General features: G+C 65.0%; 22 protein-coding genes and 1 rRNA gene. 10 read left to right on the forward strand and 13 right to left on the reverse strand.

Annotated features, from left to right (window positions below; genetic code table 11):
- Window positions 1–26: 26 nt before the first annotated feature.
- A 5S ribosomal RNA gene (gene rrf / locus AC0SZ7_RS26950) occupies window positions 27–142 on the forward strand.
- A gap of 170 nt (window positions 143–312) precedes the next feature.
- Here the strand turns inward: rrf and blaOXA are convergent.
- Entirely contained in the window at window positions 313–1,125 is an 813-nt protein-coding gene (blaOXA, locus tag AC0SZ7_RS26955) for a class D beta-lactamase (RefSeq protein ID WP_475507229.1), read from the reverse strand.
- 345 nt (window positions 1,126–1,470) lie between these two features.
- Between blaOXA and AC0SZ7_RS26960 the strand changes: the two genes are divergently transcribed.
- The gene (locus AC0SZ7_RS26960) at window positions 1,471–2,544 is read left to right on the forward strand and encodes a glycosyltransferase family protein (protein ID WP_475507230.1); all 1,074 of its coding nucleotides are present in this window, start codon (window positions 1,471–1,473) and stop codon (window positions 2,542–2,544) included.
- 4 nt (window positions 2,545–2,548) lie between these two features.
- On the opposite strand, the gene AC0SZ7_RS26965 is transcribed toward AC0SZ7_RS26960, so the two are convergent.
- The gene (locus tag AC0SZ7_RS26965) at window positions 2,549–2,839 is read right to left on the reverse strand and encodes a hypothetical protein (protein WP_475507231.1); all 291 of its coding nucleotides are present in this window, start codon (window positions 2,837–2,839) and stop codon (window positions 2,549–2,551) included.
- Window positions 2,840–3,250: 411 nt separating this feature from the next.
- Here AC0SZ7_RS26965 and AC0SZ7_RS26970 point away from each other — a divergent pair, with 411 nt between their 5' ends.
- On the forward strand, window positions 3,251–3,988 hold the full coding sequence (locus tag AC0SZ7_RS26970; protein WP_475507232.1) for a methyltransferase domain-containing protein: 738 nt from the start codon (window positions 3,251–3,253) through the stop codon (window positions 3,986–3,988).
- A gap of 17 nt (window positions 3,989–4,005) precedes the next feature.
- Here the strand turns inward: AC0SZ7_RS26970 and AC0SZ7_RS26975 are convergent, their stop codons facing one another.
- Window positions 4,006–4,896: a DMT family transporter gene (locus AC0SZ7_RS26975; protein WP_475507233.1), complete on the reverse strand. Its 891-nt coding sequence runs from the start codon at window positions 4,894–4,896 to the stop codon at window positions 4,006–4,008.
- Between the two features lie 91 nt (window positions 4,897–4,987).
- On the opposite strand from AC0SZ7_RS26975, the gene AC0SZ7_RS26980 reads away from it, so the two are divergent.
- Both AC0SZ7_RS26980 and AC0SZ7_RS26985 read left to right on the forward strand, forming a co-directional pair.
- Entirely contained in the window at window positions 4,988–6,316 is a 1,329-nt protein-coding gene (locus AC0SZ7_RS26980; protein ID WP_475507234.1) for an aminotransferase-like domain-containing protein, read from the forward strand.
- A gap of 190 nt (window positions 6,317–6,506) precedes the next feature.
- Complete coding sequence (locus tag AC0SZ7_RS26985; RefSeq protein ID WP_475507235.1) at window positions 6,507–7,688, forward strand: hypothetical protein; 1,182 nt, start codon at window positions 6,507–6,509, stop codon at window positions 7,686–7,688.
- A 102-nt stretch (window positions 7,689–7,790) separates the two neighbouring features.
- On the opposite strand, the gene AC0SZ7_RS26990 is transcribed toward AC0SZ7_RS26985, so the two are convergent.
- Window positions 7,791–8,534, reverse strand: coding sequence for a substrate-binding periplasmic protein (locus AC0SZ7_RS26990; RefSeq protein WP_475507236.1), 744 nt, complete (start codon window positions 8,532–8,534; stop codon window positions 7,791–7,793).
- Window positions 8,535–8,694: 160 nt separating this feature from the next.
- Here AC0SZ7_RS26990 and dnaX point away from each other — a divergent pair, with 160 nt between their 5' ends.
- The 4 genes from dnaX (at window position 8,695) to recR (ending at window position 13,100) form a co-directional block, all read left to right on the forward strand.
- Window positions 8,695–10,767 carry a DNA polymerase III subunit gamma/tau gene (gene dnaX, locus AC0SZ7_RS26995; protein ID WP_475507237.1) on the forward strand — a complete coding sequence of 691 codons (2,073 nt, stop codon included), beginning with the start codon at window positions 8,695–8,697 and terminating at the stop codon, window positions 10,765–10,767.
- A 72-nt stretch (window positions 10,768–10,839) separates the two neighbouring features.
- Complete coding sequence (locus AC0SZ7_RS27000) at window positions 10,840–11,166, forward strand: YbaB/EbfC family nucleoid-associated protein (RefSeq protein ID WP_027981427.1); 327 nt, start codon at window positions 10,840–10,842, stop codon at window positions 11,164–11,166.
- A gap of 228 nt (window positions 11,167–11,394) precedes the next feature.
- Window positions 11,395–12,429, forward strand: a complete 1,035-nt coding sequence (locus tag AC0SZ7_RS27005; protein WP_475507238.1) for an NADP-dependent oxidoreductase — start codon at window positions 11,395–11,397, stop codon at window positions 12,427–12,429.
- A 68-nt stretch (window positions 12,430–12,497) separates the two neighbouring features.
- Window positions 12,498–13,100 carry a recombination mediator RecR gene (recR, locus tag AC0SZ7_RS27010; protein WP_475507239.1) on the forward strand — a complete coding sequence of 201 codons (603 nt, stop codon included), beginning with the start codon at window positions 12,498–12,500 and terminating at the stop codon, window positions 13,098–13,100.
- 129 nt (window positions 13,101–13,229) lie between these two features.
- On the opposite strand, the gene AC0SZ7_RS27015 is transcribed toward recR, so the two are convergent.
- Window positions 13,230–13,778 (reverse strand): adenine phosphoribosyltransferase, encoded by a 549-nt coding sequence (locus AC0SZ7_RS27015; protein ID WP_475507240.1) that lies wholly within the window; start codon window positions 13,776–13,778, stop codon window positions 13,230–13,232.
- Window positions 13,779–13,843: 65 nt separating this feature from the next.
- Window positions 13,844–14,578 carry a fumarate/nitrate reduction transcriptional regulator Fnr gene (gene fnr, locus AC0SZ7_RS27020; protein ID WP_475507241.1) on the reverse strand — a complete coding sequence of 245 codons (735 nt, stop codon included), beginning with the start codon at window positions 14,576–14,578 and terminating at the stop codon, window positions 13,844–13,846.
- Window positions 14,579–14,731: 153 nt separating this feature from the next.
- On the opposite strand from fnr, the gene AC0SZ7_RS27025 reads away from it, so the two are divergent.
- Complete coding sequence (locus tag AC0SZ7_RS27025) at window positions 14,732–15,190, forward strand: hypothetical protein (protein WP_475507242.1); 459 nt, start codon at window positions 14,732–14,734, stop codon at window positions 15,188–15,190.
- A 10-nt stretch (window positions 15,191–15,200) separates the two neighbouring features.
- Here AC0SZ7_RS27025 and hemN read toward each other — a convergent pair whose 3' ends face one another.
- The 7 genes from hemN to AC0SZ7_RS27060 form a co-directional block, all read right to left on the reverse strand.
- Complete coding sequence (gene hemN / locus AC0SZ7_RS27030) at window positions 15,201–16,583, reverse strand: oxygen-independent coproporphyrinogen III oxidase (protein ID WP_475507243.1); 1,383 nt, start codon at window positions 16,581–16,583, stop codon at window positions 15,201–15,203.
- Window positions 16,584–16,664: 81 nt separating this feature from the next.
- Complete coding sequence (locus AC0SZ7_RS27035; RefSeq protein ID WP_475507244.1) at window positions 16,665–17,348, reverse strand: sulfite exporter TauE/SafE family protein; 684 nt, start codon at window positions 17,346–17,348, stop codon at window positions 16,665–16,667.
- Window positions 17,341–17,562, reverse strand: coding sequence for a cbb3-type cytochrome oxidase assembly protein CcoS (ccoS, locus tag AC0SZ7_RS27040; protein ID WP_475507245.1), 222 nt, complete (start codon window positions 17,560–17,562; stop codon window positions 17,341–17,343). The genes AC0SZ7_RS27035 and ccoS overlap by 8 nt, the downstream gene beginning before the upstream one ends.
- Window positions 17,541–20,009, reverse strand: a complete 2,469-nt coding sequence (locus tag AC0SZ7_RS27045) for a heavy metal translocating P-type ATPase (protein WP_475507246.1) — start codon at window positions 20,007–20,009, stop codon at window positions 17,541–17,543. Before AC0SZ7_RS27045 ends, ccoS begins: the two co-directional genes overlap by 22 nt.
- 4 nt (window positions 20,010–20,013) lie before the next feature.
- Entirely contained in the window at window positions 20,014–20,556 is a 543-nt protein-coding gene (locus AC0SZ7_RS27050) for a FixH family protein (protein WP_475507247.1), read from the reverse strand.
- 9 nt (window positions 20,557–20,565) lie between these two features.
- Window positions 20,566–21,978, reverse strand: a complete 1,413-nt coding sequence (gene ccoG / locus AC0SZ7_RS27055; RefSeq protein WP_475507248.1) for a cytochrome c oxidase accessory protein CcoG — start codon at window positions 21,976–21,978, stop codon at window positions 20,566–20,568.
- Window positions 21,979–22,087: 109 nt separating this feature from the next.
- Window positions 22,088–22,342 (reverse strand): type II toxin-antitoxin system Phd/YefM family antitoxin, encoded by a 255-nt coding sequence (locus AC0SZ7_RS27060; protein ID WP_475507249.1) that lies wholly within the window; start codon window positions 22,340–22,342, stop codon window positions 22,088–22,090.
- Between the last annotated feature and the right edge of the window lie 22 nt (window positions 22,343–22,364).

A 22,364-nucleotide genomic window follows, 5' to 3' on the forward strand; every position in this document is an offset into this window, starting at 1 on the left:
CAAAGGGCATCCTGGCTACAGAATTTCTTGACGACCATAGAGCATTGGAACCACCTGATCCCATCCCGAACTCAGTAGTGAAACGATGCATCGCCGATGGTAGTGTGGGGTTTCCCCATGTGAGAGTAGGTCATCGTCAAGATTAAATTCCGAAACCCCCATCTGCGAAAGCAGGTGGGGGTTTTGTCTTTGTGGCACCCAAGAATCCCCCGTAGCAGCGGCCACAGGCCGCGTCCGAAGCCCCAACGCACCAACCGGGCGCCCCGCAAGCCGCCAGGGACGCCGCCTGCGGCAGCTGCTACGGGGGCATTTTCAGGGGCGCGGAGCTCCGTCTTCTCCCACCATTCCAGGCCATTCATGTAAAAGCTCCCCCCGCGCCCGCAATCCTGCCGAAACACCGCCGGCCACCTCATCCTGTACCAACCGTACAAACACCAACGTCCGCCCAGCCTTCACCCCCCAGCCCACAAACCATCCATACCCATGCGCCTCATCACTCATGCCATTGGCATCGCGTGGATACGCCATGCCCGTTTTGCCATGTATTTCCCAGCCATTGGGTCGCTCATCAATTAACGCCAGGCGGGCTGTCATGTCCATGGCATAGCGGCTGACCGGCAGCGTGCGGTTCACCAGCCGCTGTAGGAAAGCCGCCTGCTCCACCGGAGAGATTTTCAGCGACGAGCCGATCCACGCGCGGTCCATCCCGTTGCCCTTGCCCGGGTCGCCAGCCAGGTCGGTGTTGCCGTAGCGAAATGCGCGAGCGTAATGGCCGACCTTGGCAGCACCCAACGCGTGGGTAATGCGCTGGGAGTACCAGACCACGGAGTATTTGATCCAGCGAGCCGGGTCGGTAGGTTGCAGCCAATTGGCGCCGCCCCAGTCGGGGTCGCCGGCCTGGTAGTTGAGCACTGGGGTGTGGTCGTCATGCAGGTAGCCGGCGTCGAAGCCCATCAGGCTGATGGCGAGCTTGAAGGTGGAGGCCGGGGTTACGCGGGTGGTGCAGTCGCCGGTTTGCTGGAGAACAGCTGAGGTGTGCGCGTCAGTGACCAGGGTGCAGAGTGTGGTGGCGTGGGCGCTGGTTGTTGCGAGGGCGGCGAGAAGGGCCAGGGTCCGTTTGAGCATGGGAGGTCCGTTTCAGGTTGGGCTGCTGGAGTAACTGTAAACCAACTTCCGGTTGTGACTGCGTGTAGCAGCAACTGTCTTGTGAGAGCTGGCTTGCCAGCGAGCTTTTATGGCCCCAACAGCTCGCTGGCAAGCCAGCTCCCACAAGCTGCCGCCAGGCTGCGTCTGGGGCATACAGGCTTGCTATGGTAGGCTTTCCCATTCACTTACAGAGACGTTGCCGTGGCCACAGAACACCCCCAATCGACCGACCCTTCTGCAGCGCTGGTCGTGGTTTTCGAGGCCCCGGTAGTGTCCGGGGATTGCGCGGACGCGCTGCGCACCCTCGGCTTTCGCGTTACCTGCATGCCCCTGAACGAAGAGAACGTGATGGGGTTGATGAACGTTCGGCCGGACTACGTGCTGACCATCAACTTCAACCGGTACATCTCGGAAGTCTGCGAGCTGCTGAAAGTGACCTACCTGGCGTGGGTCATCGATACGCCGTGCTATCCGGTCTACGATGGCGCCGTCAACCATTCGCACAGTTTTACCTTCGCCTACGACGCGGCGATCGCCCAGCGTTTGCGCGCGCGGGGTGTGCGGCAGATTTACCATTTGCCGGTGGCGGCCAACCCGGCGCGTATCGAGCAGGTTCACCTGCGTGAAGAAGATGCCGGCCTGGCGAATGACATCAGTTTCGTCGCCAACCTGACCAGGACCGAATACGCTTCGCACATCCAGCCCAAGTTGTCGGCTAAAACCGCCGCCCGCTGTGCGCAGTTGATCCAGTCGCTTGATCAACCCAGTGAGCTATTCACCTTGGCCGAGCAGATCGATGAGGCGCTGATCGCCGACATCATTCGGGAGTCTGGCTATGCCCTTGCCGGCGAGCACTTCCTCAGCCCTGCAGAAAAGTTGGCTTACCTGCTGGCCCGCGAACATTCCTGGCTGCAGCGAATCGACCTGGTTCGCCAGGTCGAGCAGCGTTTCGACCTGCGGGTGTATGGTAACAACGAGTGGGAAGGGCAGATACAGAGCTACGCCGGGCATGCCGACCATTTCGAGACCATGCCGAAGATTTTCCGGCAGTCGAAGATCAACCTCAATCTCAGCCGCTCGTTCGTCGAGTACGGGCTGCCGATGCGCATTTTCGATGTGCTGAGTTGCGGCGGCTTCCTGCTGACCAACGACAAGCACGACCTGGGCAAGCTGTTTACCAACGGCAAGGACCTGGTCATTTTCCGCGATACCCAGGACCTGCTGGAGATCAGCGCCTATTACCTGGCGCATGAGGACCAGCGTCAGGCCATCGCCCGGCAGGGGTTGGCGACCCTGCACGAGCAGCACACTTACCTGTTGCGCATGATCGACATGTTCACCACCGTGCAGTCAGTGTTGGGCGGGCAGCCGGTGCCGTTGAGCCGCTGGTACGCGTAGCGCTTCAGCGCCCGCCGGTTGGGTGTGCCGCGTTCACCAACAGCGCGGCGTCGAGCAGCCGGATGCGGCTTTCGGAGTGGTAGGCGCCATCGTCGTTGTAGCGCAGGTAGCCTCGGCCGCATTCGATGCACTGCCATACCCCGCACTGGTTGTAGGGGTAGTACAGCGGCGCGATAGGCGCGTGTGCTGACCAGTAGCTGGTACCGGCGGGGTGGTATTCGTCCAGCGTGGCTTCGTCTTCGTCGAACTGGGCCAGGCTGCCGACCTGCGTGAGTTGGGTTTCGCGCAGGGTCACGGGCCAGCCTTCCCAGCCAACCAGGGGTTTGGCAGTGCAGGCGCAAGGGGTGGTAATAGCGGACGTCTTTTCAGCGATGGCGAGCAGAGCGGCATAATCCAATACCGGCGACATAAGCATCCTTGGCTGTCGAGGAGGTTTCAAGGTGGTGCTTGCCTACACTGCTTGGTGCGGCACGGGAGTGTCAAGCGAGATGCGGTCCAGGTATGCCCGACCATAATCCATGGGCAATTGAGCGCCAGAGCCGTCCTGGCCCGATGTTGATCGTCAAAGTGTAACTGCAGTGATACATTCTTCCTGCCCACCTCCCCGGTGCCAAGGAAGAATGGAACCATGGATTGCATGATCTGCAGCCGTCCCAGCGCTTACTATTTCAGTAAGCGCTATACCGAAGCACCGTTTGATACTTTCATGCGCGATATCGGCGATGTGGCCTACCGCCGCTGCGATCATTGCGGTTTTGTGTTTTCCGAGACACATTCGCGCTTGCCGCATCGCCAGTGGGCGCAGCTCAACGAGCAGTTCCACCACTATAACGAAGACCCCGCCAGCCCCATCAACCAGCCGCCCTATGCCGAGCAGGCGATGATGCTGGCACTGCTGCGCGCGCACGGCCTGATCGCTGCAGACGGCATGCTCGACTACGCCGCTGGCTACGGCAGCCTCAGCCGCTTGATGGCCCGCTATTTCCACACCAGCCTGCCCATCTTTGACCCCTACGTGAAAGCGCCGGACCTGGACTGCTACGTGGATGAGCCGGTGCCCCGCAGCTACAAGACGGTGATCAACTCGGCCATGTTCGAACACGTGCTGACCCGCCGCGACCTGGACCTGGTACACGAACTGGTGGCGCCCGACGGCTGCCTGATACTGCACACCGTGGTGTGCGAGAACGTGCCTCGCGACAGCGAGTGGTTCTACCTGCGCCCACCCGTGCATGTGGCGTTTCACACCAACAAGAGCATGAACCTGCTGATGGAACAATGGGGGTATCGGTCTTCCATCTACTGCCCGCAAAGCAAGTGTTGGGTGCTGCTGCGCCAGCCGTGGAGCGCGGTGGCGGAGAAGGTGGCCGCGGTGAATCGGGAACTGCAGAGCACCTGGTTGCTGGGCAAGGATGGCTTCATGGATTATTGGAAAGGGTTTTGAATGGCCGACGCATTACGTCACCGCCCGAACCGCCGCACCCCTGCCACACAGGCAATCACCCCCACCGTCACTCCCAGCATGCCCCAGCTCACTTGCTCTCCCAGCACGGTGGCTGCCAGCGCCAAGCCGAAGAACGGCTGCAGCAATTGCAATTGGCCTACCGCTGCAATCCCGCCTTGGGCCAGCCCGCGGTACCAGAACACGAAACCGATGAACATACTGAACAGCGCCACATAGCCCAGGCTCAGCCAGCCGGCCAGGTGAACGTTGGCGAAGCTGGGCGGCATCAGCAGCAACGTGGCCACGGCCATGAACGGCAAGGCCAGCACCAGCGCCCAGGAGATGACCTGCCAACCGCCGAGGCTGCGCGACAGGGTGGCGCCTTCCGCGTAGCCCAGGCCGCAGACCACCACGGCGCACAGCATGAGGATGTCCCCCACGGGGGCCGCAGACACGCCCTGGGCCATGGCGTAGCCAACCACCAGCAGCGCACCGATCACCGAGAACAGCCAGAACGCCGGGCGCGGGCGTTCGCCGCCGCGCAGCACGCCGAAGATCGCCGTGGCCATGGGCAGCAGGCCGAGGAAGACGATGGAGTGGGCAGAGGTGACATGGCGCAGGGCCAGCGCAGTTAGCAGCGGGAAGCCCACCACCACGCCCAGCGCCACGACGCTCAACGAGAACAGTTGCGCCCGGGCAGGGCGGCGCTCCTTGAACAGCAGCAACACGCACAAGGCCAGCAGCCCCGCGAGGGTGGCACGGGCGACGGTGAGGAATACCGGGTCGAAATCCAGCACCGCCAGGCGCGTGGCCGGCAGTGAGCCGCTGAAAATCAGCACGCCGAGAAAACCGTTGAGCCAACCGCTGGAGGGCGTGGCTTGGGGGGCGGTGGCGCAGGTGCGTTCCATGGCGATTCCTGGTGTGAGTGAGGGTTGCAAGCAATCAATCCTAGGGGTGAGAATCAGCACAATCAAATGATTGTCATGGATACACTTGCCGATGGCTCGCGCCCGTTACAAACAGCTGGTGGACACTTTCGCTGCCGACATCCACGCCGGCCGGCTGCTGCCCGGCACACGCCTGCCCACCCATCGCGAGCTCGCCACCCAGCACGGTCTGGCGCTGGTGACGGCCACGCGGGTGTACGTCGAGCTGGCAAGCATGGGCCTGGTCAGTGGCGAGACCGGGCGCGGGACGTTTGTACGCGACACCCAGTTGCCCGCCGGCCACGGCGTGGACCAGACGCCCGTGGCTACCGGCATGCTCGACCTCAACTTCAATTACCCGAGCATGCCAGGGCAAGCCGACCTGCTGCGCACTGCGCTGCGCAACCTGGCCAGTGCGGGTGACCTGGAAGCGCTGTTGCGCTACCAGCCGCACGCTGGCCGGCCGCTGGAGCGCGCGGCGGTGGCGGGTTACCTGCAGGCCCAGGGGCTTGAGGCCAGTGCCGAGCAGGTGCTGATTGTCACGGGTGCCCAGCATGGCCTGGCGGTGTCGGTAATGGGGTTGTTGCAGCCGGGTGACGTGGTGGCGGTGGATGCCTTGACCTACCCGGGTTTCAAGATCGTTGCCGAGGCCCATCGGGTAGAGCTGGTGGCGATCTCGGCGAAGGGGCAGGGGCCTGACCTCGAGGCGCTTGATGCGTTGTGCCAGCGCCGCCGGGTGCGGGCGCTGTATTGCATGCCCACCCTGCAGAACCCGCTGGGGTGGGTGATGGACGCAGCGCTGCGTGAGCGCCTGGCGGCGTTGGCACGGCGGCATGACCTGATACTGATCGAGGACGCTGCCTACGCCTTCCTGGTGGAAGACGCGCCGCCGCCGCTGGCCACCTTCGCGCCGGAGCGCACCGTTTACGTGTCGGGTTTTTCCAAGAGCGTGGCCACCGGCTTGCGCGTGGGCTTCGTGGCCGCGCCGTTGGCGTGGGTGGCGGCCATCGAACGGATGATCCGCGCTACCCACTGGAACACGCCCGGGGTGATGACCGCCATTGCCTGCCAGTGGCTGAAGGACGGCACGGTAGCCCAATGCGAGGTGCACAAGCGCCAGGACGCCCGGGCGCGGCAGGCGCTGGCGGGCGAAGTGCTGAAGGGCATGCCGTTGGTGCGTCATCCCGCCTCGTATTTCATCTGGCTGCCGTTGCCCGAAGAGCTGCGCGCCGATCAGGTGGCAGTGGCGCTGTTGCGCGAGCAGGTCGCGGTGTCGACGGCGGAGGCGTTCGCCACCTCGGTGCATGTGCCCCACGCGATCCGCCTGGCGTTGGGTTCGGTAGAGATGGCGGCGCTGCGTCACGCCCTGGAGCGCGTGCGGCACGTAGTGGGCAGCTACTGAGCCCAACGCCGCCCCGCCACCGGTGTAATGCCCGGACGCAGCCTGGCGGCAGCTGCTACGGGGTGGCGTGTAGGAAGCGCACTTCACTGGCTTCGGAAATTTCACTCTTTTGCTTGGGATCCGTCCGGCTTACCTGACGCGGGGCACGGCCTACAGTGGTGTTCTGTAAAAGCCACGCGAGACCAGCCCCATGACCGAACACCCAGGCCTGCACATCGAGTACCTGGACGCCGATGACGACACCCGTGCCCTGTGCCTGCGCTACTGGCGCCTTGACGTCGACAGCGGGCGATTCGCCGAGACCGTGGCGCGCATCTACCGCGACGTGGGCATTAGCCAGACTGAACTGACGGCCATGGTACGGCGCCATTCGCGGGCCTGGTCCACGGTGATGAAGTGCTCGCGTTGCGCCGAGCCGCTGCTGTTCGCCACCCGTACCGATTTCATCTCCCGCACCGAGGGGCGGCCGTTCCGCTGCGATGCCTGCCAGGCCAGCGAGCAGGAACAGCTGGCCATCGCCAAGCGCCTGCGCATCGTGCAGGCGTTCGAGAACGCTATGGCCGAGGCGCGGCCGTTGTCGGCGCTCACGCCACGCCAATGCCTGTACCTGCTGGCATTGATGAAGTACGCAGGCAGCGAAGACCTTTCGCACATCCGCCCCTATTTCCAGGTGCGCCAGGAACGCCTGACGCCGCAACGGGACATGGACCGCGACCTGATCAACGAGCTGTGGCGCGCCGGCGTGATTGCCGTGGACCCTACGTCGGACCCTGCTGCCATCGAGCTGGACAGCCAGCAGAATGCTCGCGTGCACTTCAACGAGGTGCGATGGTTGCCCACGGTGCTCGGCCTTGCCGGGCCGGCGCTGTATGACCGGCTGGAGCAGGTGGTGCTGCACCCTGACTTCCTGCTGCAGGGTGCGCAGGAACTGCGCGCGTGCTGTGACGAACTGGCACTGCTGGAGTGCCTGGCGTTCCTGGAAATGGCCCTGGAGGAATACCGGCTGGGCTACCGCGCGGGCGACAAGACCCGGGCGATGATCGTCACCGCGTTGCAAACCTTCACCGTGGCCCAGGTGTGCAATGTGCTGTACCGCGCCGCGCGTGATGCAGCGGCGTTCTACCAGCGCGGTGGGGTGAGCCGCGACCATGCGGCGAAGACGGTGGTGGGCAGTTTCGAGCGGCTGATGGAGAAGACCACCGCCAACGAATGGATCGTCACGCCGTTCCGGCGCAACTTCAACCTGCCGCAGTCGGTGCTCAGCCGGTTACTCTACAACCGGCTGCTGGGCACCGATGACGGCGGTTTCAGCCACAGCACCGAGGCGCTGCTGGCAGGCTCCCTGGTCGGAAAGCACGCCGCACGCCCGTAGCAGCAACTGTCTTGTGGGAGCTGGCTTGCCAGCGAGCGCTTATGGCCCCAACAGCTCGCTGGCAAGCCAGCTCCCACCGGATGTAGCAGCCGGCGGCAGCTGCTACGGGGTGGGGGTGCCTGTGTAATGTTCCACCAGTTGGTCTATCTCGCCTGACATCTTCATGCGCAGCAAGGTGCGCAGAATCCTTTGCACCGGCACTGCGGGGTCATTGCGCACGTAGCAGCCCAGCGCCTGTTCCTCGACGAAGGCCACCGGGCGCAACTGCTGGGCGGCTGGCAGCTGGCGGTTGAACCAGTCCAGCGAGAGTTTGTTGCTCACAGCGTAGCGGTAGCGCCCGGCCTGCAGCTTCTGCAGCACCTGGTCCTGGCTGCGCGCGTCGTCACGGGAAAGCCGGCCGTTGGCGAAGTGCCCTTGCAGGGCGTCGTAGGTGTAGCCCAGCACAGTGCCGATGGGTTGTGCCGGCAGGCTGCCCAGGTCCACGGGTTGCGCGTCGCCGGCCCGGGCCACCAGGTAGTCACGCTGGGTAACCAGCGGCAGGCTCCATATATAGTCGCCCGAAAGCCCGGGCAGCCAGGACTGGGCCGCGTAGCAGCGCACATCCACGTCGCCGCGCTCCATGGCCGCTTGCAGCCGCAGGCGGGCGAGCACGTGGAATTCGGCAGGCGCGCCCACCTGGCGGGCCAGGCTTTGCATCATGTCGTACAGGATGCCCTGGGTGGGTGCGCCACTGCGTACCTGCACCAGCGGCATCGTCCAGCTGTCGGAGATGGAAAAGCGCAGCGGTGCAGGGGCCCCCAGGCATTGGCCGGCAATCAGCAGCAGCGCGGTCAAGGTCAGGCGCATCGGCGTCTCCATGCCGTAAAAACGCGTACAAGCCATCAGCTTAGTCACTATCGGCCGGCCGTCATGCCCTGTGACGCAACATCGGCAAGCATTGGATGCATTTTTGCCCCTGCTCCGCTACGATTAGCGGTCTTTGGCATTCTAGTTGCGACGGTTTTCGATGAGTTATCAGGTTCTTGCACGTAAATGGCGTCCGCGCTCCTTCCGCGAAATGGTTGGCCAGACCCATGTGCTCAAGGCTCTGATCAATGCGCTGGACAACCAGCGCCTGCACCACGCCTATCTGTTCACGGGTACCCGCGGCGTGGGCAAGACCACCATCGCCCGTATCATTGCCAAGTGCGTGAACTGCGAGACGGGCATCACCTCGACGCCCTGCGGCGAATGCTCGGTGTGCCGCGAAATCGATGAAGGCCGTTTCGTCGACCTGATCGAGATCGACGCCGCCAGCCGCACCAAGGTCGAGGACACCCGCGAACTGCTCGACAACGTGCAGTACGCGCCGAGCCGCGGGCGCTTCAAGGTCTACCTGATCGACGAAGTGCACATGCTTTCCAGCCATTCCTTCAACGCCTTGCTGAAGACACTGGAAGAGCCGCCGCCCTACGTCAAGTTCATCCTCGCCACCACCGACCCGCAGAAGCTGCCCGCCACCATCCTGTCGCGCTGCCTGCAGTTCTCGCTGAAGAACATGACCCCCGAGCGCGTGGTCGAGCACCTCAGCCACGTGCTGGGCGCCGAGAACGTGCCGTTCGAGGACGACGCCCTGTGGCTGCTGGGCCGCGCCGCCGACGGCTCCATGCGCGATGCCATGAGCCTCACCGACCAGGCCATTGCCTTCGGTGAAGGCAAGGTGCTGGCCGCCGATGTGCGCGCCATGCTCGGCACCCTCGACCACGGCCAGGTATACGGCGTGCTGCAGGCGCTGTTGGAAGGCGACGCCCGCGCGCTGCTGGAAGCCGTGCGCCACCTGGCCGAGCAAGGCCCGGACTGGAACGGTGTGCTGGCGGAAATGCTCAACGTGCTGCACCGCGTGGCAGTGGCCCAGGCACTGCCGGAAGCGGTGGACAACGGCCACGGCGACCGCGACCGTGTGCTGGCGGTAGCCCAGGCGCTGCCGGCCGAGGACGTGCAATTCTATTACCAGATGGGCTTAATCGGCCGTCGCGACCTGCCCTTGGCGCCGGACCCTCGCAGCGGCTTCGAAATGGTCCTGCTGCGCATGCTGGCCTTCCGCCCGGCGGATACCGGCGACGCGCCAAGGCCGGTGCTAAAGCCGGTGGGGACCAGCCAAGCCACGGCTGAGTCCCCGCAAGCCCCGGCTGCCGCGCCCACCGTGGCGGCCATCGCCGCCCCTGCACCTGCGCCGGCCCCTGTTGCTGCGCCACAGCCGTCACCGGCCGTGGCCGCGCCTGCGCCCCAGCCTGAAGCCGAGCCTGCGCCGGCCCCCGCGGTCGTCGAAGTCGACCTGCCGTGGAACGAGCCTGCGCCCATCGAGCCGCCGCCTGCGGCGCAGCTTGAGCCCGACCCGCTGCCCGTGCCGGTGGAAGAGCCGCTGCTGGATGTGGTCGCCGAACAGCCAGCGCTCACGCCCATGCCTACCCCCGTGCCTGCCAGTGTGGTGCCGCCTGCCCCGGAGGTGGACGCTGCGCCCATCGAGTACGTGCCCGCTGGCATGGACCGGGACGACGAGCCGCCGCTGGACGAAGACTATTACGAGCCCGACCTGGACGCCGGCGGCTACAGCTACCTGGACGAACTGGCCAGCGAAACTGCGCCGGAGCCTGCGGCCGCCCCCGAGCCGCTGCCAGCGGCCCAGCCAGCCACCGGCCTGGCGCTGCAATGGCTGGAACTGTTCCCCAAGCTGCCTATTTCGGGCATGACCGGCAGCATCGCGGCCAACTGCACGCTGATTGCCGTGGACGGCGACCACTGGCTGCTGCACCTCGACCCAGGCCAGAGCGCGCTGTTCAACGCCACCCAGCAGCGCCGCCTGAACGATGCGCTGAACCAGTACCATGGCCGCACCCTGACGGTGACCATCGAGCTGATCCGCCCCGAGCAGGAAACCCCGGCCCAGGCGGCGTCGCGCCGCCGCACCGAGCGCCAGGGCGAGGCCGAGGCGTCCATCCACAACGATCCGTTCATCCAGCAGATGATTCGGCAGTTCGGCGCGGTGGTGCGTGAGGATACTATTGAACCTGTCGACGCTTTGGTCAGCCAAAGCCAATAACCCGTTAACCACGCGCAGCGCCCCCTTGCGAGGCGCTGCGTGGCAAACCAAACAACCGATGAGGTGATCCCCATGATGAAAGGTGGCATGGCCGGCCTGATGAAGCAGGCACAGCAGATGCAGGAAAAAATGGCCAAGATGCAGGAAGAACTGGCCAACGCCGAAGTGACCGGTCAATCCGGCGCCGGCCTGGTGAGCGTGGTGATGACAGGTCGTCACGACGTCAAGCGCATCAGCCTGGATGACAGCCTGATGCAGGAAGACAAGGAAGTGCTGGAAGACCTGATCGCGGCCGCCGTCAACGACGCCGTTCGCAAGATCGAAGCCAACAGCCAGGAAAAAATGGGCGGCATGACCGCTGGCATGCAACTGCCACCAGGCTTCAAGATGCCGTTCTAAGGCACCTTGCGCTGCACCCCAATGCCAGGCACCTGCCTGGCATTGTCGTTTCTGAAGCCGGCTACCCGTCAGAGGGACGCGGCCTGTGGGAGCTGGCTTGCCAGCGAGCTGTTGGGGCCATAAAAGCACGCTGGCAAGCCAGCTCCCACAAGACAGGTGTTGCTACGGGGAACGTCGTGGGGCGTGATAGGGTCTGCTTCTGTATTGCCCTCTATCAAGGAGCCCTCGATGTCCCAGGACCTCACCCTCAACCAGCGCATCGTGCTGGTATCACGCCCCAAGGGCGCACCCACCCCCGAGAACTTCCGCCTGGAGCGCGTGGCGCTGCCGGCCCTTGAAGACGGCCAGGTGCTGTTGCGAACCCTCTACTTGTCCCTGGACCCGTACATGCGTGGGCGCATGAGTGATGCGCCGTCCTACGCCGCGCCCGTGCAGATCGACGAGGTGATGACCGGTGGCGCAGTGAGCGTGGTCGAGCAGTCGCGCCACCCCAAATACCAGGTCGGCGACCAGGTGGTGGGCATGACCGGCTGGCAAAGCCACAGCATTTCCAACGGTGACGACCTCATCGTGCTGCCTGCGGGCATCCCCAACCCGTCACTGGCGCTGGGTGTATTGGGCATGCCGGGCATGACGGCCTACATGGGCCTGATGCACATCGGCCAGCCCAAGGCCGGCGAAACCCTGGTGGTGGCCGCAGCGTCCGGCGCCGTGGGTTCGGTGGTGGGGCAGGTGGCCAAGCTCAAGGGCTTGAAAGTGGTGGGTGTGGCCGGCGGTGCCGACAAATGCCGCTACGTGGTGGACGAACTGGGCTTCGATGCCTGTCTGGACCACAAGTCGCCGACCTTCGCCCAGGACCTGGCCAAGGCCTGTGACAAGGGCATCGATATCTATTTCGAGAACGTCGGTGGCGCGGTGTTCGATGCGGTAATGCCGCTGCTCAACCCCTGCGCGCGCATTCCGGTGTGTGGCCTGATCGCCCAATACAACGCCACCGAACTGCCGGCTGGCCCTGACCGCCTGTCGCTGTTGCCACGGCTGCTGCTGACCAAGCGCATCCGCATGCAGGGCTTTATCGTCTTCGACGATTTCGGCGACCGCCAGGCTGAATTCACCGCCGCCATGCTGCCCTGGGTGCGTGAGGGCAAGGTGCGCTTCCGCGAGGACGTGGTGGAAGGCCTGGAGAATGCCCCCGAGGCATTCATCGGCCTGCTGCAGGGGCGCAACTTTGGCAAGCTGGTGGTCAAAGTGTCAGAGGCGTGAGCATTTGACGCCACCCGGAGGCGCGGGTATAAACCGCGTCTCGTTGTTTTTGTCAGGCGTTTACCTCCATGAGCTTCAGCCCACTGATTCGCCAACTGATCGACGCCCTGCGCACCTTGCCAGGCGTGGGTCAGAAATCCGCCCAGCGCATGGCGCTGCAACTGCTGGAGCGCGATCGCAGCGGTGGCACCCGGCTGGCCCAGGCCCTGAGCCAGGCCATGGAAGGCGTGGGCCACTGCCGCCTGTGCCGCACGTTGACCGAGCAGGACCTGTGCCCGCAATGCGCTGACCACCGCCGTGACGATACCCTGCTGTGCGTGGTGGAAGGCCCGGTGGATGTGTATGCGGTAGAACAGACTGGCTACCGCGGGCGCTACTTCGTGCTCAAGGGCCACTTGTCACCGCTGGACGGCCTGGGCCCGGAGGCCATCGGCATCCCGCAACTGATGGCGCGCATCGAAGAACAGGGCACCTTCACCGAGGTGATCCTGGCCACCAACCCTACGGTGGAAGGTGAAGCCACGGCGCATTACATCGCCCAGCTGCTGGCCAGCAAGGGCCTGGTGGCCTCGCGCATTGCCCACGGCGTGCCGTTGGGTGGCGAGCTGGAGATGGTCGACGGCGGGACGCTGGCGCATTCGTTTGCAGGGCGCAAGCCGATCAGTCTTTGAATTGGCGGTGCGGGGGACGCGGGCGGGGGGGGGCGGGGCCGCGCCCCCCCCACCCACCGCCCGCCCCCCGCCCCGCGGGGCGGCGGCTGCTCCACACCGCGTCCCCGGGGCCGCAGGCCGCGTCTTTGATTACATGTCGGTCAACGCAAAGTTGGTCAGGCAGAACGTCGGAATACCCATGTCTTCCAGGCGCTGGGAACCCAGCAGCTCCGGCAGGTCGATGATCGCGCTGGCTTCATGCACGCGTGCGCCCATGCGGCGTACCAGGTTCGCGGCCGCGATCAGGGTACCGCCGGTGGCGATCAGGTCGTCGAACAGAATCACCGAGTCGCCTTCGCACAGGCTGTCGGCGTGCACTTCCAGGAACGCTTCGCCGTATTCGGTCTTGTAGCCTTCGGCCAGCACGTCGGCCGGCAGCTTGCCCTGCTTGCGGAACAGGATCAGCGGCTTGTTCAGCTCGTGGGCGACGATTGAGCCGATCAGGAAACCGCGTGCGTCCATGGCGCCGATGTGGGTGAACTCGGCATCGATGTAGCGGTGCACGAAGCTGTCGATCACCATGCGCAGCGCCTTGGGCGACTGGAACAGTGGGGTGATGTCGCGGAAGATGACACCGGGCTTGGGGAAGTCCACGACGGGGCGGATCAGGGATTTGAAGCTGAAGGTATCGATAACCATCGTGGGAAGGTCCTGGCAGGCAAAATATGCCCGCCAGTATACCTGTTCGATCGGTCAGGTCGAAATCAGGCTTCCAGGGTGCCGCCGGCCAGGGCACACAGCTGGATAGGGTCCAGAATATGAATTTCCTTGCCTTCGGCGGCAATCAGCTCGCTTTGCTGGAAGCGCGTGAACACCCGCGACACCGTCTCCACCGCCAGCCCCAGGTAGTTGCCGATTTCATTGCGCGACATGCTCAGGCGAAATTGATTGGCCGAGAAGCCACGCGCGCGGAAACGTGCCGACAGGTTGACCAGGAAGGTGGCGATCCGTTCGTCGGCGGATTTCTTCGACAGCAGCAACATCATCTGTTGGTCGTCGCGGATCTCCCGGCTCATGACGCGCATCAGCTGGCGGCGCAGCTGCGGCAATTGCACGCTTAGTTCGTCCAGGCGTTCGAAGGGTATTTCACACACCGAAGTGGTTTCCTGGGCCTGGGCGGTCACCGGGTAGGCTTCCGCGTCCATGCCTGACAGGCCCACCAGCTCGCTGGGCAAGTGGAAGCCGGTGATCTGCTCTTCACCACCATCGCTGAGGCTGAAAGTTTTCAAGGCGCCGGAGCGCACGGCGTAAACGGAGCCGAAGCGGTCGCCCTGGCGAAACAGGAATTCACCCTTCTTCAGCGGGCGGCCACGCTTGACGATCTCGTCCAGGGCGTCCATGTCTTCCAGGTTCAACGACAGGGGCAGGCACAGGGGTGCCAGGCTGCAATCCTTGCAGTGGGCCTGAGTGACAGTACGTACTTTTACTGGCTCGGACATCAGTTCAAATCCTTTGGAAAAACACACAATGACTGTAAGGGTACGCTTTTGAAACGTATGAGACCAGCCGAGGTTTAGTCATGGAAAGCGCCTAAAGTTATTTATTTCAATGTCGATACAAATGTCATCACGCCATCCGCATGGAGCCTTGCGATGCTGACTTTCGACCCCCGCAACACGCCGACCACCGCTCAATGGCAGATTCATGACAGTAATCCGCAGGCCGCGGCCAGCAATGATGGCACCGAGCCTGCAAGCACGCCGGCGGTGTCTGTCACCCTGTCCGCGGTGGGCGTGGGCAAGGCGGCGAGCCAAAGTAACAATAAGGACATAGAAGAAAGCGGATTGCCGCCAACCATTCAGCAAACGCTGAAAATGATCCGTGAATTGAAAAAGCAGCTGGCCGAGAAAATGGCCGAGATGCAGGCCCTGGCGAAGGACAAGGACATGCCCGCACAGCAACGCCAGGCGCGCATGGCCGCACTGCAAAGTGCGATCAACGCCATCAACGCGGCGTTGCTGGTGGCCACCAATAGCCTGGGCCAGGCCATGAAGGACCAGCACCTGTCGCCCGAGCAGGTGATCAAGGCCGGGGCGCTGGCGGCGAAGTAGGCCCGTGCTTTCAAATGACACGGGAAAAGCGCTGGCGGTTCTGCAGTTCCAGGTGCGCGTCGAACAGCATGCACAGCGAACGCACCAGCAGGCGGCCCACCGGGCGCACGGTGATGCCGGTGTCGTTCAGCTCGATCAGCCCATCCGCCGCCATGCCCTGCAGTTGCGGCCAGATATCGGCGAAGTAGCCGCGAAAATCGACGTTGAAGCGCTGCTCGATGTCCGCGAACCCCAGCGCAAAATGGCAGATAAGCTGCTGGATCACCGCCCGCCGCAGGCGGTCGTCGGCGTCGCAACTCAAGCCCCGGGCAGTGGCCAGCCGAGCGTCCGCCAGGGCGGCCTGGTATTCGTTGAGATCGCTGCTGTTCTGGCTGTACAGCTCGCCCACCTGGCTGATGGCCGACACGCCCAGGCCAATCAGGTCGCAGTGGCCATGGGTGGTGTAGCCCTGGAAGTTGCGCTGTAGCACGCCTTCCTCCTGGGCGATGGCCAGGTCGTCGTCGGGCAGGGCGAAATGGTCCATGCCGATGTAGCGGTAACCCGCGTCGGTGAGCTGTTCGATGGTGCGCTGCAGCATTTGCAGTTTCACCCCGGGCGGCGGCAGTTCGACATGGTCGATGCGCCGCTGGGGCATGAAGCGTTCGGGCAGGTGCGCGTAATTGAACACCGACAGGCGATCGGGCTGCAGCTGGATCACCTCGTCCACGGTGCGCGCAAAGCTCTCCACGCTCTGGCGCGGCAGGCCATAAATCAGGTCCAGGTTCACCGAGCGGTACTGCAGGGTGCGCGCGGCCTCGATGATGGCGCGGGTTTCCTCCAGGCTTTGCAGGCGGTTGACCGCGCGCTGCACCTGCGGGTCGAAATCCTGCACGCCGATGCTGACGCGGTTGAAGCCCAGCTCGCGCAGCAAGCCCATGGTCGACCAGTCGGCCTCGCGCGGGTCGATCTCGATGCCGTAGTCGCCGCCGTCGTCCAGGCGCAGGTTGAAATGGCTGCGCAGGGTGGCCATCAGCTGGCGCAGTTCGGCGTGGCTGAGGAAGGTCGGCGTACCGCCGCCCAAGTGCAACTGCTGCACGGTCTGGCGCGGGTCCAGGTGGCAGGCGACCAGCTGGATTTCCTGCTCCAGGCGCTGCAGGTAGGGCTGGGCGCGGCCGCGGTCCTTGGTGATGACCTTGTTGCAGGCGCAGTAGTAGCAAATGTGTGCGCAGAACGGCAGGTGCACGTACAGCGACAGCGGCCGCAGCGCCTTGCGGCTGTCGCGCAGGGCGTGCAGCAGGTCGAACGAGCCAACCTGGTTGTTGAATTGAACCGCGGTTGGGTAGGACGTGTAGCGTGGGCCTGGCTGATCGTGGCGGCGGATCAGGTCAGCGTCCCAGACAAGGGTGTCGAGCATGCGGGTTCCCCGGGTTTGCGTGCATGCTCGCTAGTCTAGGGACGGCCGTGCCAACCGGTATTGACGTGCATCAAGCGTGGCTCAGTGGCCCATCAGCCAGTGCTGGTGCGGGCCGGGCAAAGTCCACAGGCCAAACGCGATCACCAGTAACCCGCCGGCTGCGCGCACCCCGCGGCGGCGCAGCAGGGCGCGGGTGCGTTCGGCGGCAAGGCCGGTGGCCAGCAGCACCGGCCAGGTGCCCAGGCCGAAGGCCAGCATCAGCAGCGCGCTGTGGCCGGCGTTGCCCTGGCTGGCGGCCCACAGCAATGTGCTGTAAACCAACCCGCAAGGCAGCCAGCCCCATAGCCCACCCAGCAGCAGTGCGCGCGGCAGGCTGCTGACCGGCAGCAGGCGCCCGGCCACCGGCTGGATCAGCCGCCACAAGCCGCGGCCCAGCCGTTCGATGTGCACCAGGCCGCTCCACCAGCCGCCCAGGTACAGGCCCATGGCAATCAACAGCAAGGCTGCCACCACCCGCAAGCCCATGGCCGCCGGGCTTGTCGCCAGCGCCCAGCCGGCCAGGCCCAGCAGCAACCCGGCGCAGGCGTAGCTGCAGATGCGCCCCAGGTTGTAGGCCAGCAGCAGGCGCAGCCGGCGGCCGCGTTGTTCCGGCGGGATGGCCAGGGTCAGCGCACCCATCAGGCCGCCGCACATGCCCAGGCAATGGCCACCGCCCAGCAGCCCCAGGATCAGCGCCGACACCAGTTGTGGGGCCAGCTCAAGCATGGGGCGGCGCCTTGTCCTTGTCGGTGACGGCGGGCGTGCCGTTGGCTTCGTCGACGCCGGCCTGGTGGCGTGGGTCCTGGTCGTCGAAGAGAATGCTGTGGGCCGGGCCGTCGAGGTCGTCGTACTGGCCGCTGTCCACCGCCCAGAAGAACACGTAGATGGCGATGGCGACCACCACCAGCGCGGCGGGAATCATGATGTAGAGGGCGGGCATGCAAGCTCCGGTGTCGCATGGGTGGCGGGCATCGCTGCCGGGTGCGGGCGTGTGGGTAGCCGGGCCAGGCGCAGGGCGTTGAGCACCACGGTCAGGGAGCTGGCCGACATGCCCAGCGCGGCCCAGATCGGCGTGATCATTCCGGCGGCGGCGAAGGGCAGCATCAAGCCATTGTACAGCGCCGCCCAGATCAGGTTCTGGATAATCACCCGGCGGGTGCGGCGGGCCATGTGCATGGCCTGCACCAGGGCGTCCAGGCGGTTGCTCAGCAGCACGGCGTCCGCGCACGTCCTGGCCAGGTCCGTGCCACTGCCCATGGCCACGCTGATGTCGGCGGCAGCCAGCAGCGGCACGTCGTTGACACCGTCACCCACCACCAGCACCTTGCGGCCCTGGGCGCGCAAGTCTTGCAGTACCGCCAGCTTGGCGTCGGGCGGCAGGCCGCCGTGGGCCTGGTCGATGCCCAGGGCCGTGGCCACGCTGTGCACCATGGGCGAGCTGTCGCCGGACAGCAGCAAGGTCTGCCAGCCCCGTGCGCGGCAGGCCTCCAGCAGCGCGCGGGCGTCGTCGCGCAGGCGGTCGTCCAGGCCGAACCAGGCCAGGGGCTGGCGGTCATCGGCCAGCAGTAGCCACTGCCCTTGGCTGTCGGGCGCTGCGGGTACCGCGCAGCCGCTCGGGGCGCAGGCCCACGCCGGGTTGCCGATGCGCAGCGGCTGGCCGTCGACCACCCCGGCAAGGCCCAGCCCTGGCTCGCTGCGCACCTGTTCGGCGACCAGGCCCGCGTAGCCGAAGGCCCGCGCGATAGGGTGTTCGGAGCTGCTTTCCAGCGCGGCCGCCAAGGCCAGGCTGTGGTCGCTGTCCAGGTGCGCCAGGGGCTTGATGCTGGTGAGCTGCAGGCGGCCTTCGGTGAGCGTGCCGGTCTTGTCGAAGATCACCGTGTCGACCTGGTTCAGCCCTTCAAGCACATGCCCGCGGGTGAGCAGCAGGCCCAGGCGGTGCAGGCTGCCGGTGGCCGCGGTGAGCGCAGTGGGGGTGGCCAGCGACAGCGCGCACGGGCAATTGGCGACCAGCATGGCCAACACCACCCAGAAGGCGCGGCCGGGGTCCAGCTGCCACCACAGCAGGCCGATGGCGGCTGCGCAGGCCAGGGAAAACAACAGGAACCACTGCGCTGCGCGGTCTGCCAACTGCGCCAGGCGCGGTTTCTGCGCCTGTGCACGTTCCAGCAGGCGGACGATGGCCGACAGCCGGGTGTCGCTGCCCAGCGCCATGACCTCCACGGTCAGGGGGCTCTCGACGTTGAGGGTGCCGGCGGTGACGCTGTCGCCAGGCTGGCGCGGCTGCGGCAGGTACTCGCCGGTCAGCAGCGACTCGTCGATGCTGGAGTGGCCGTGAAGGATTTGCCCGTCGGCAGGGATCACGGCGCCGGGCAGCACCTGCACGCGGTCGTGCAGGGCCAGTTCAGCCAGCAGTATGCGCGTGGTTCGGCCTTGAGCGTCGAGCCGCAGGCAGGAGGGCGGCAGCAGGTTGACCAGCTGCGCGGTGGCGGCTGCCGTGCGTTCGCGGGCGCGGCGCTCCAGGTAACGGCCGGCCAGCAGGAACAGGGCGAACATGCCCACGGCGTCGAAGTACAGCTCGCCGCTGCCGCTGATGGCGGTCCAGATACCGGCCAGGTAGGCGCCACCGATGGCCAGTGACACCGACACGTCCATGGTCAGGTGGCGGCTGCGCAGGTCGCGCAGGGCACCTTGGAAGAAGGGTGCGCAGCTGTAGAAGACTATCGGGGTGGTCAGGAACATCGCCACCCAGCGCAGGATGGTGTGCAGTTGCGGGCTGAGGTCGATGTTGAATTCCGGCCAGGTGGCCATGGTTGCCATCATTGCCTGGAACCACAGCAGCCCGGCTACCCCCAGCTGGCGCAGCGCGCGGCGGTTGTCGGCGGCCAGTTGCTCGGCGGCGCGGTCGGCCTGCCACGGGTGGGCGGCATAGCCGATGTGACGCAGCTCGGCCAGCAGGCGGCTCAAGGCCTGCGGGTGGTCAGCCCATTGCACGAACAGGCGATGGTTGGACAGGTTCAGCCGCGCCTCGACCACTCCGTCCAGCCCGCGCAGGTGCTTTTCAATCAACCAGCCACAGGCCGCGCAGGTGATGCCTTCGACCATCAGCGTGGTGTCGCGCAGCTGGCCCTGGGTATGCACGAAGGCTTGCTGCACGTCGGCGCGGTCGTACAGTGTCAGTTCGTCGGGCAGCTGCTGCGGCAGTGCCTGCGGGTTGGCCGAAGCCTGGTCGCGGTGCTGGTAATAGCTGCCCAGGCCACCCTCGACAATGGCTTGGGCCACGGCCTGGCAGCCAGGGCAGCAGAAGTCGCGCGGGTGGCCCAGCACCGTGGCCGTGAAGGGCCGGCCGGGCGGCACGGGGAGGGCGCAGTGGTAGCAGGCGGTAATCATGCTTTCATCGGCGCTGTGGTACTTCGGCGCCTTGCAGCGGCTCGTCGCCCAGGGTCAGGGCCTTGTCCGGAGTGACCTGTTCCTCTTCGAACAGACGCCAGGTCTTGCCGTCCTGCAGGCCCAGCAACTCGACGAAACGCCGGCCGTCCACCTTGTCCACCACATGCCCTACGTAGCGGCCATTGCCGGCGGCGTTGAGGTCGATGCGGCGGTCTTTCTCCGGCTGCGTCGGCGACACCAGGTTAAGCGTCAGTTGCGCCGGTTGGCTTGCGCCTGCCAGCCGCACGTCGACCTCGCCGGTGAGGCTGTCCAGGGTCACGTCGGCGCGCTGCTTGAGGTCCACCGCCAACTGCTCGCGCTCCAGCGAGCGGGCGATGCCTTTGCCGGCCTCGTAGTAATTGTCGGTCACCAGGTTGTCCGGGTGTTCCACGGCGATGGTCACCATGGACAGGGTGAGGGTTACCGAGCAGGCCAGGATGGCGATGATGATCCAGGGCCAGAGGTGCTTGTACCAGGGGGTCGAGGCGTCAGCCGTGGCATTGAACATGGTAATTCCTTAGCGTACTTGGGGGCCGATGAATCGGCTTTTGGCCTGCACGTGCACCGCGCCGTCGTTGGCGTCCTTGAGGCTGAAGTACACCTCGTTGGTGCTGGAAGGCAGTTGTTCGGGGGCTACCGACAGTTCGGCCGGCAGGCTGACGATGTCGCCGGCCGCCACGCGTATTTCGTTGCGGCTTTGCAGGCGCAGGTCGGGCAGGCCGCTGGCCTCGATGACGTAGGTATGTTCGCGCTGGTCCTTGTTCATGATCTTCAGGCTGTAGACGTTCTCGATGCGCCCTTCGGCGTTCTCGCGGTACAGCACGCGGTCCTTGCTGACGTCGAAGCCCACCAGCGAGCGCGTCAGGAAAGCGCCGGCCAGCACGCCCATCATCACCAGCAGCACCACGGCGTAGCCGATCAGCCGCGGGCGCCACTTGTGCGTCTGCTGGCCGGACAGGTTGTGCTCGGTGGTGTAGCTGATCAGCCCGCGTGGGTAGTTCATCTTGTCCATGATGCTGTCGCAGGCGTCGATGCAGGCGGCGCAGCCGATGCACTCGATTTGCAGGCCATCGCGAATGTCGATGCCGGTGGGGCACACCTGCACGCACATCGTGCAGTCGATGCAGTCGCCCAGGCCCAGGGCCTTGTAGTCCACGTCCTTCTTGCGCGGGCCACGTTTCTCGCCGCGCCGCGGGTCGTACGAGACGATAAGCGTGTCCTTGTCGAACATCACGCTCTGGAAGCGCGCGTAAGGGCACATGTAGATGCATACCTGTTCGCGCAGCCAGCCGGCGTTGCCGTAGGTGGCCAGGGTGAAGAAGCCGACCCAGAAGTACGACCAGCCGTCGGCGTGGCCGCTGAAGAAGTCCCCGGCCAGCTCGCGGATGGGCGAGAAATAGCCGACGAAAGTCATGCCGGTGATGAAGCCGATCAACAGCCACATGCCGTGCTTGGCGGCCTTGCGCACGAACTTGTTGGCGCTCATGGGCGCCTTGTCGAGCTTGATGCGCTGGTTGCGGTCGCCTTCGGTGACCTTCTCGCACCACATGAAAATCCACGTCCACACGCTTTGCGGGCAGGTGTAGCCGCACCACACGCGGCCGGCGAACACGGTGATGAAAAACAGCCCGAAGGCGCTGACGATGAGAATGCCCGACAGCAGGATGAAGTCCTGCGGCCAGAAGGTGGCGCCGAAGATGTAGAACTTGCGCTCCGGCAGGTTCCACCACACCGCCTGGTGCCCGCCCCAGTTCAGCCACACGGTGCCGAAATACAGCAGGAACAGGAACGCCCCACCCACCCGCCGCAGGTTGCGGAACACCCCGGTGAAGGCCCGGGTATAGATTTTCTCCCGCGCCGCGTACAGGTCGACGCTGTCGCCTTTGGCGGCCGGCGGGGTGACATCATGTACCGGAATCTGCTTGCTCATCAGTGAGCCTCACGGTGGGGCTGGGGTGCCGGTTCGGTGCGTGCCGAGCGCGGTCGTTAAGGGGTAACCCTGATGTCATTCCTGTTTCATGCGTAGCTACCTGGTGAAGTCAGGAAAGGTCGGTGGGGCGTGCAACGATGTGGGCTCGTTCTATGGCGATGTCGATATCGGCGGAGTCCGGCACGGCTAGTAACTCGATGATATTGCCGCGTTCACCGGTTAGTCGCTGATAGTGTTCAATGCTCATCAGTACATGGGTGGCCTGTTCATCCTTCGTGATAAATACAGGGCCGCGGTGCGCTGCTTGGCATGCGTGGTCAGGGTTCTGTCTAAAATCGCTGGTGGAAATGGTCGTGATGCTCATGGTCCGTACCTCTTCAACGGTT

Source organism: Pseudomonas sp. JC1203 (assembly GCF_056175065.1).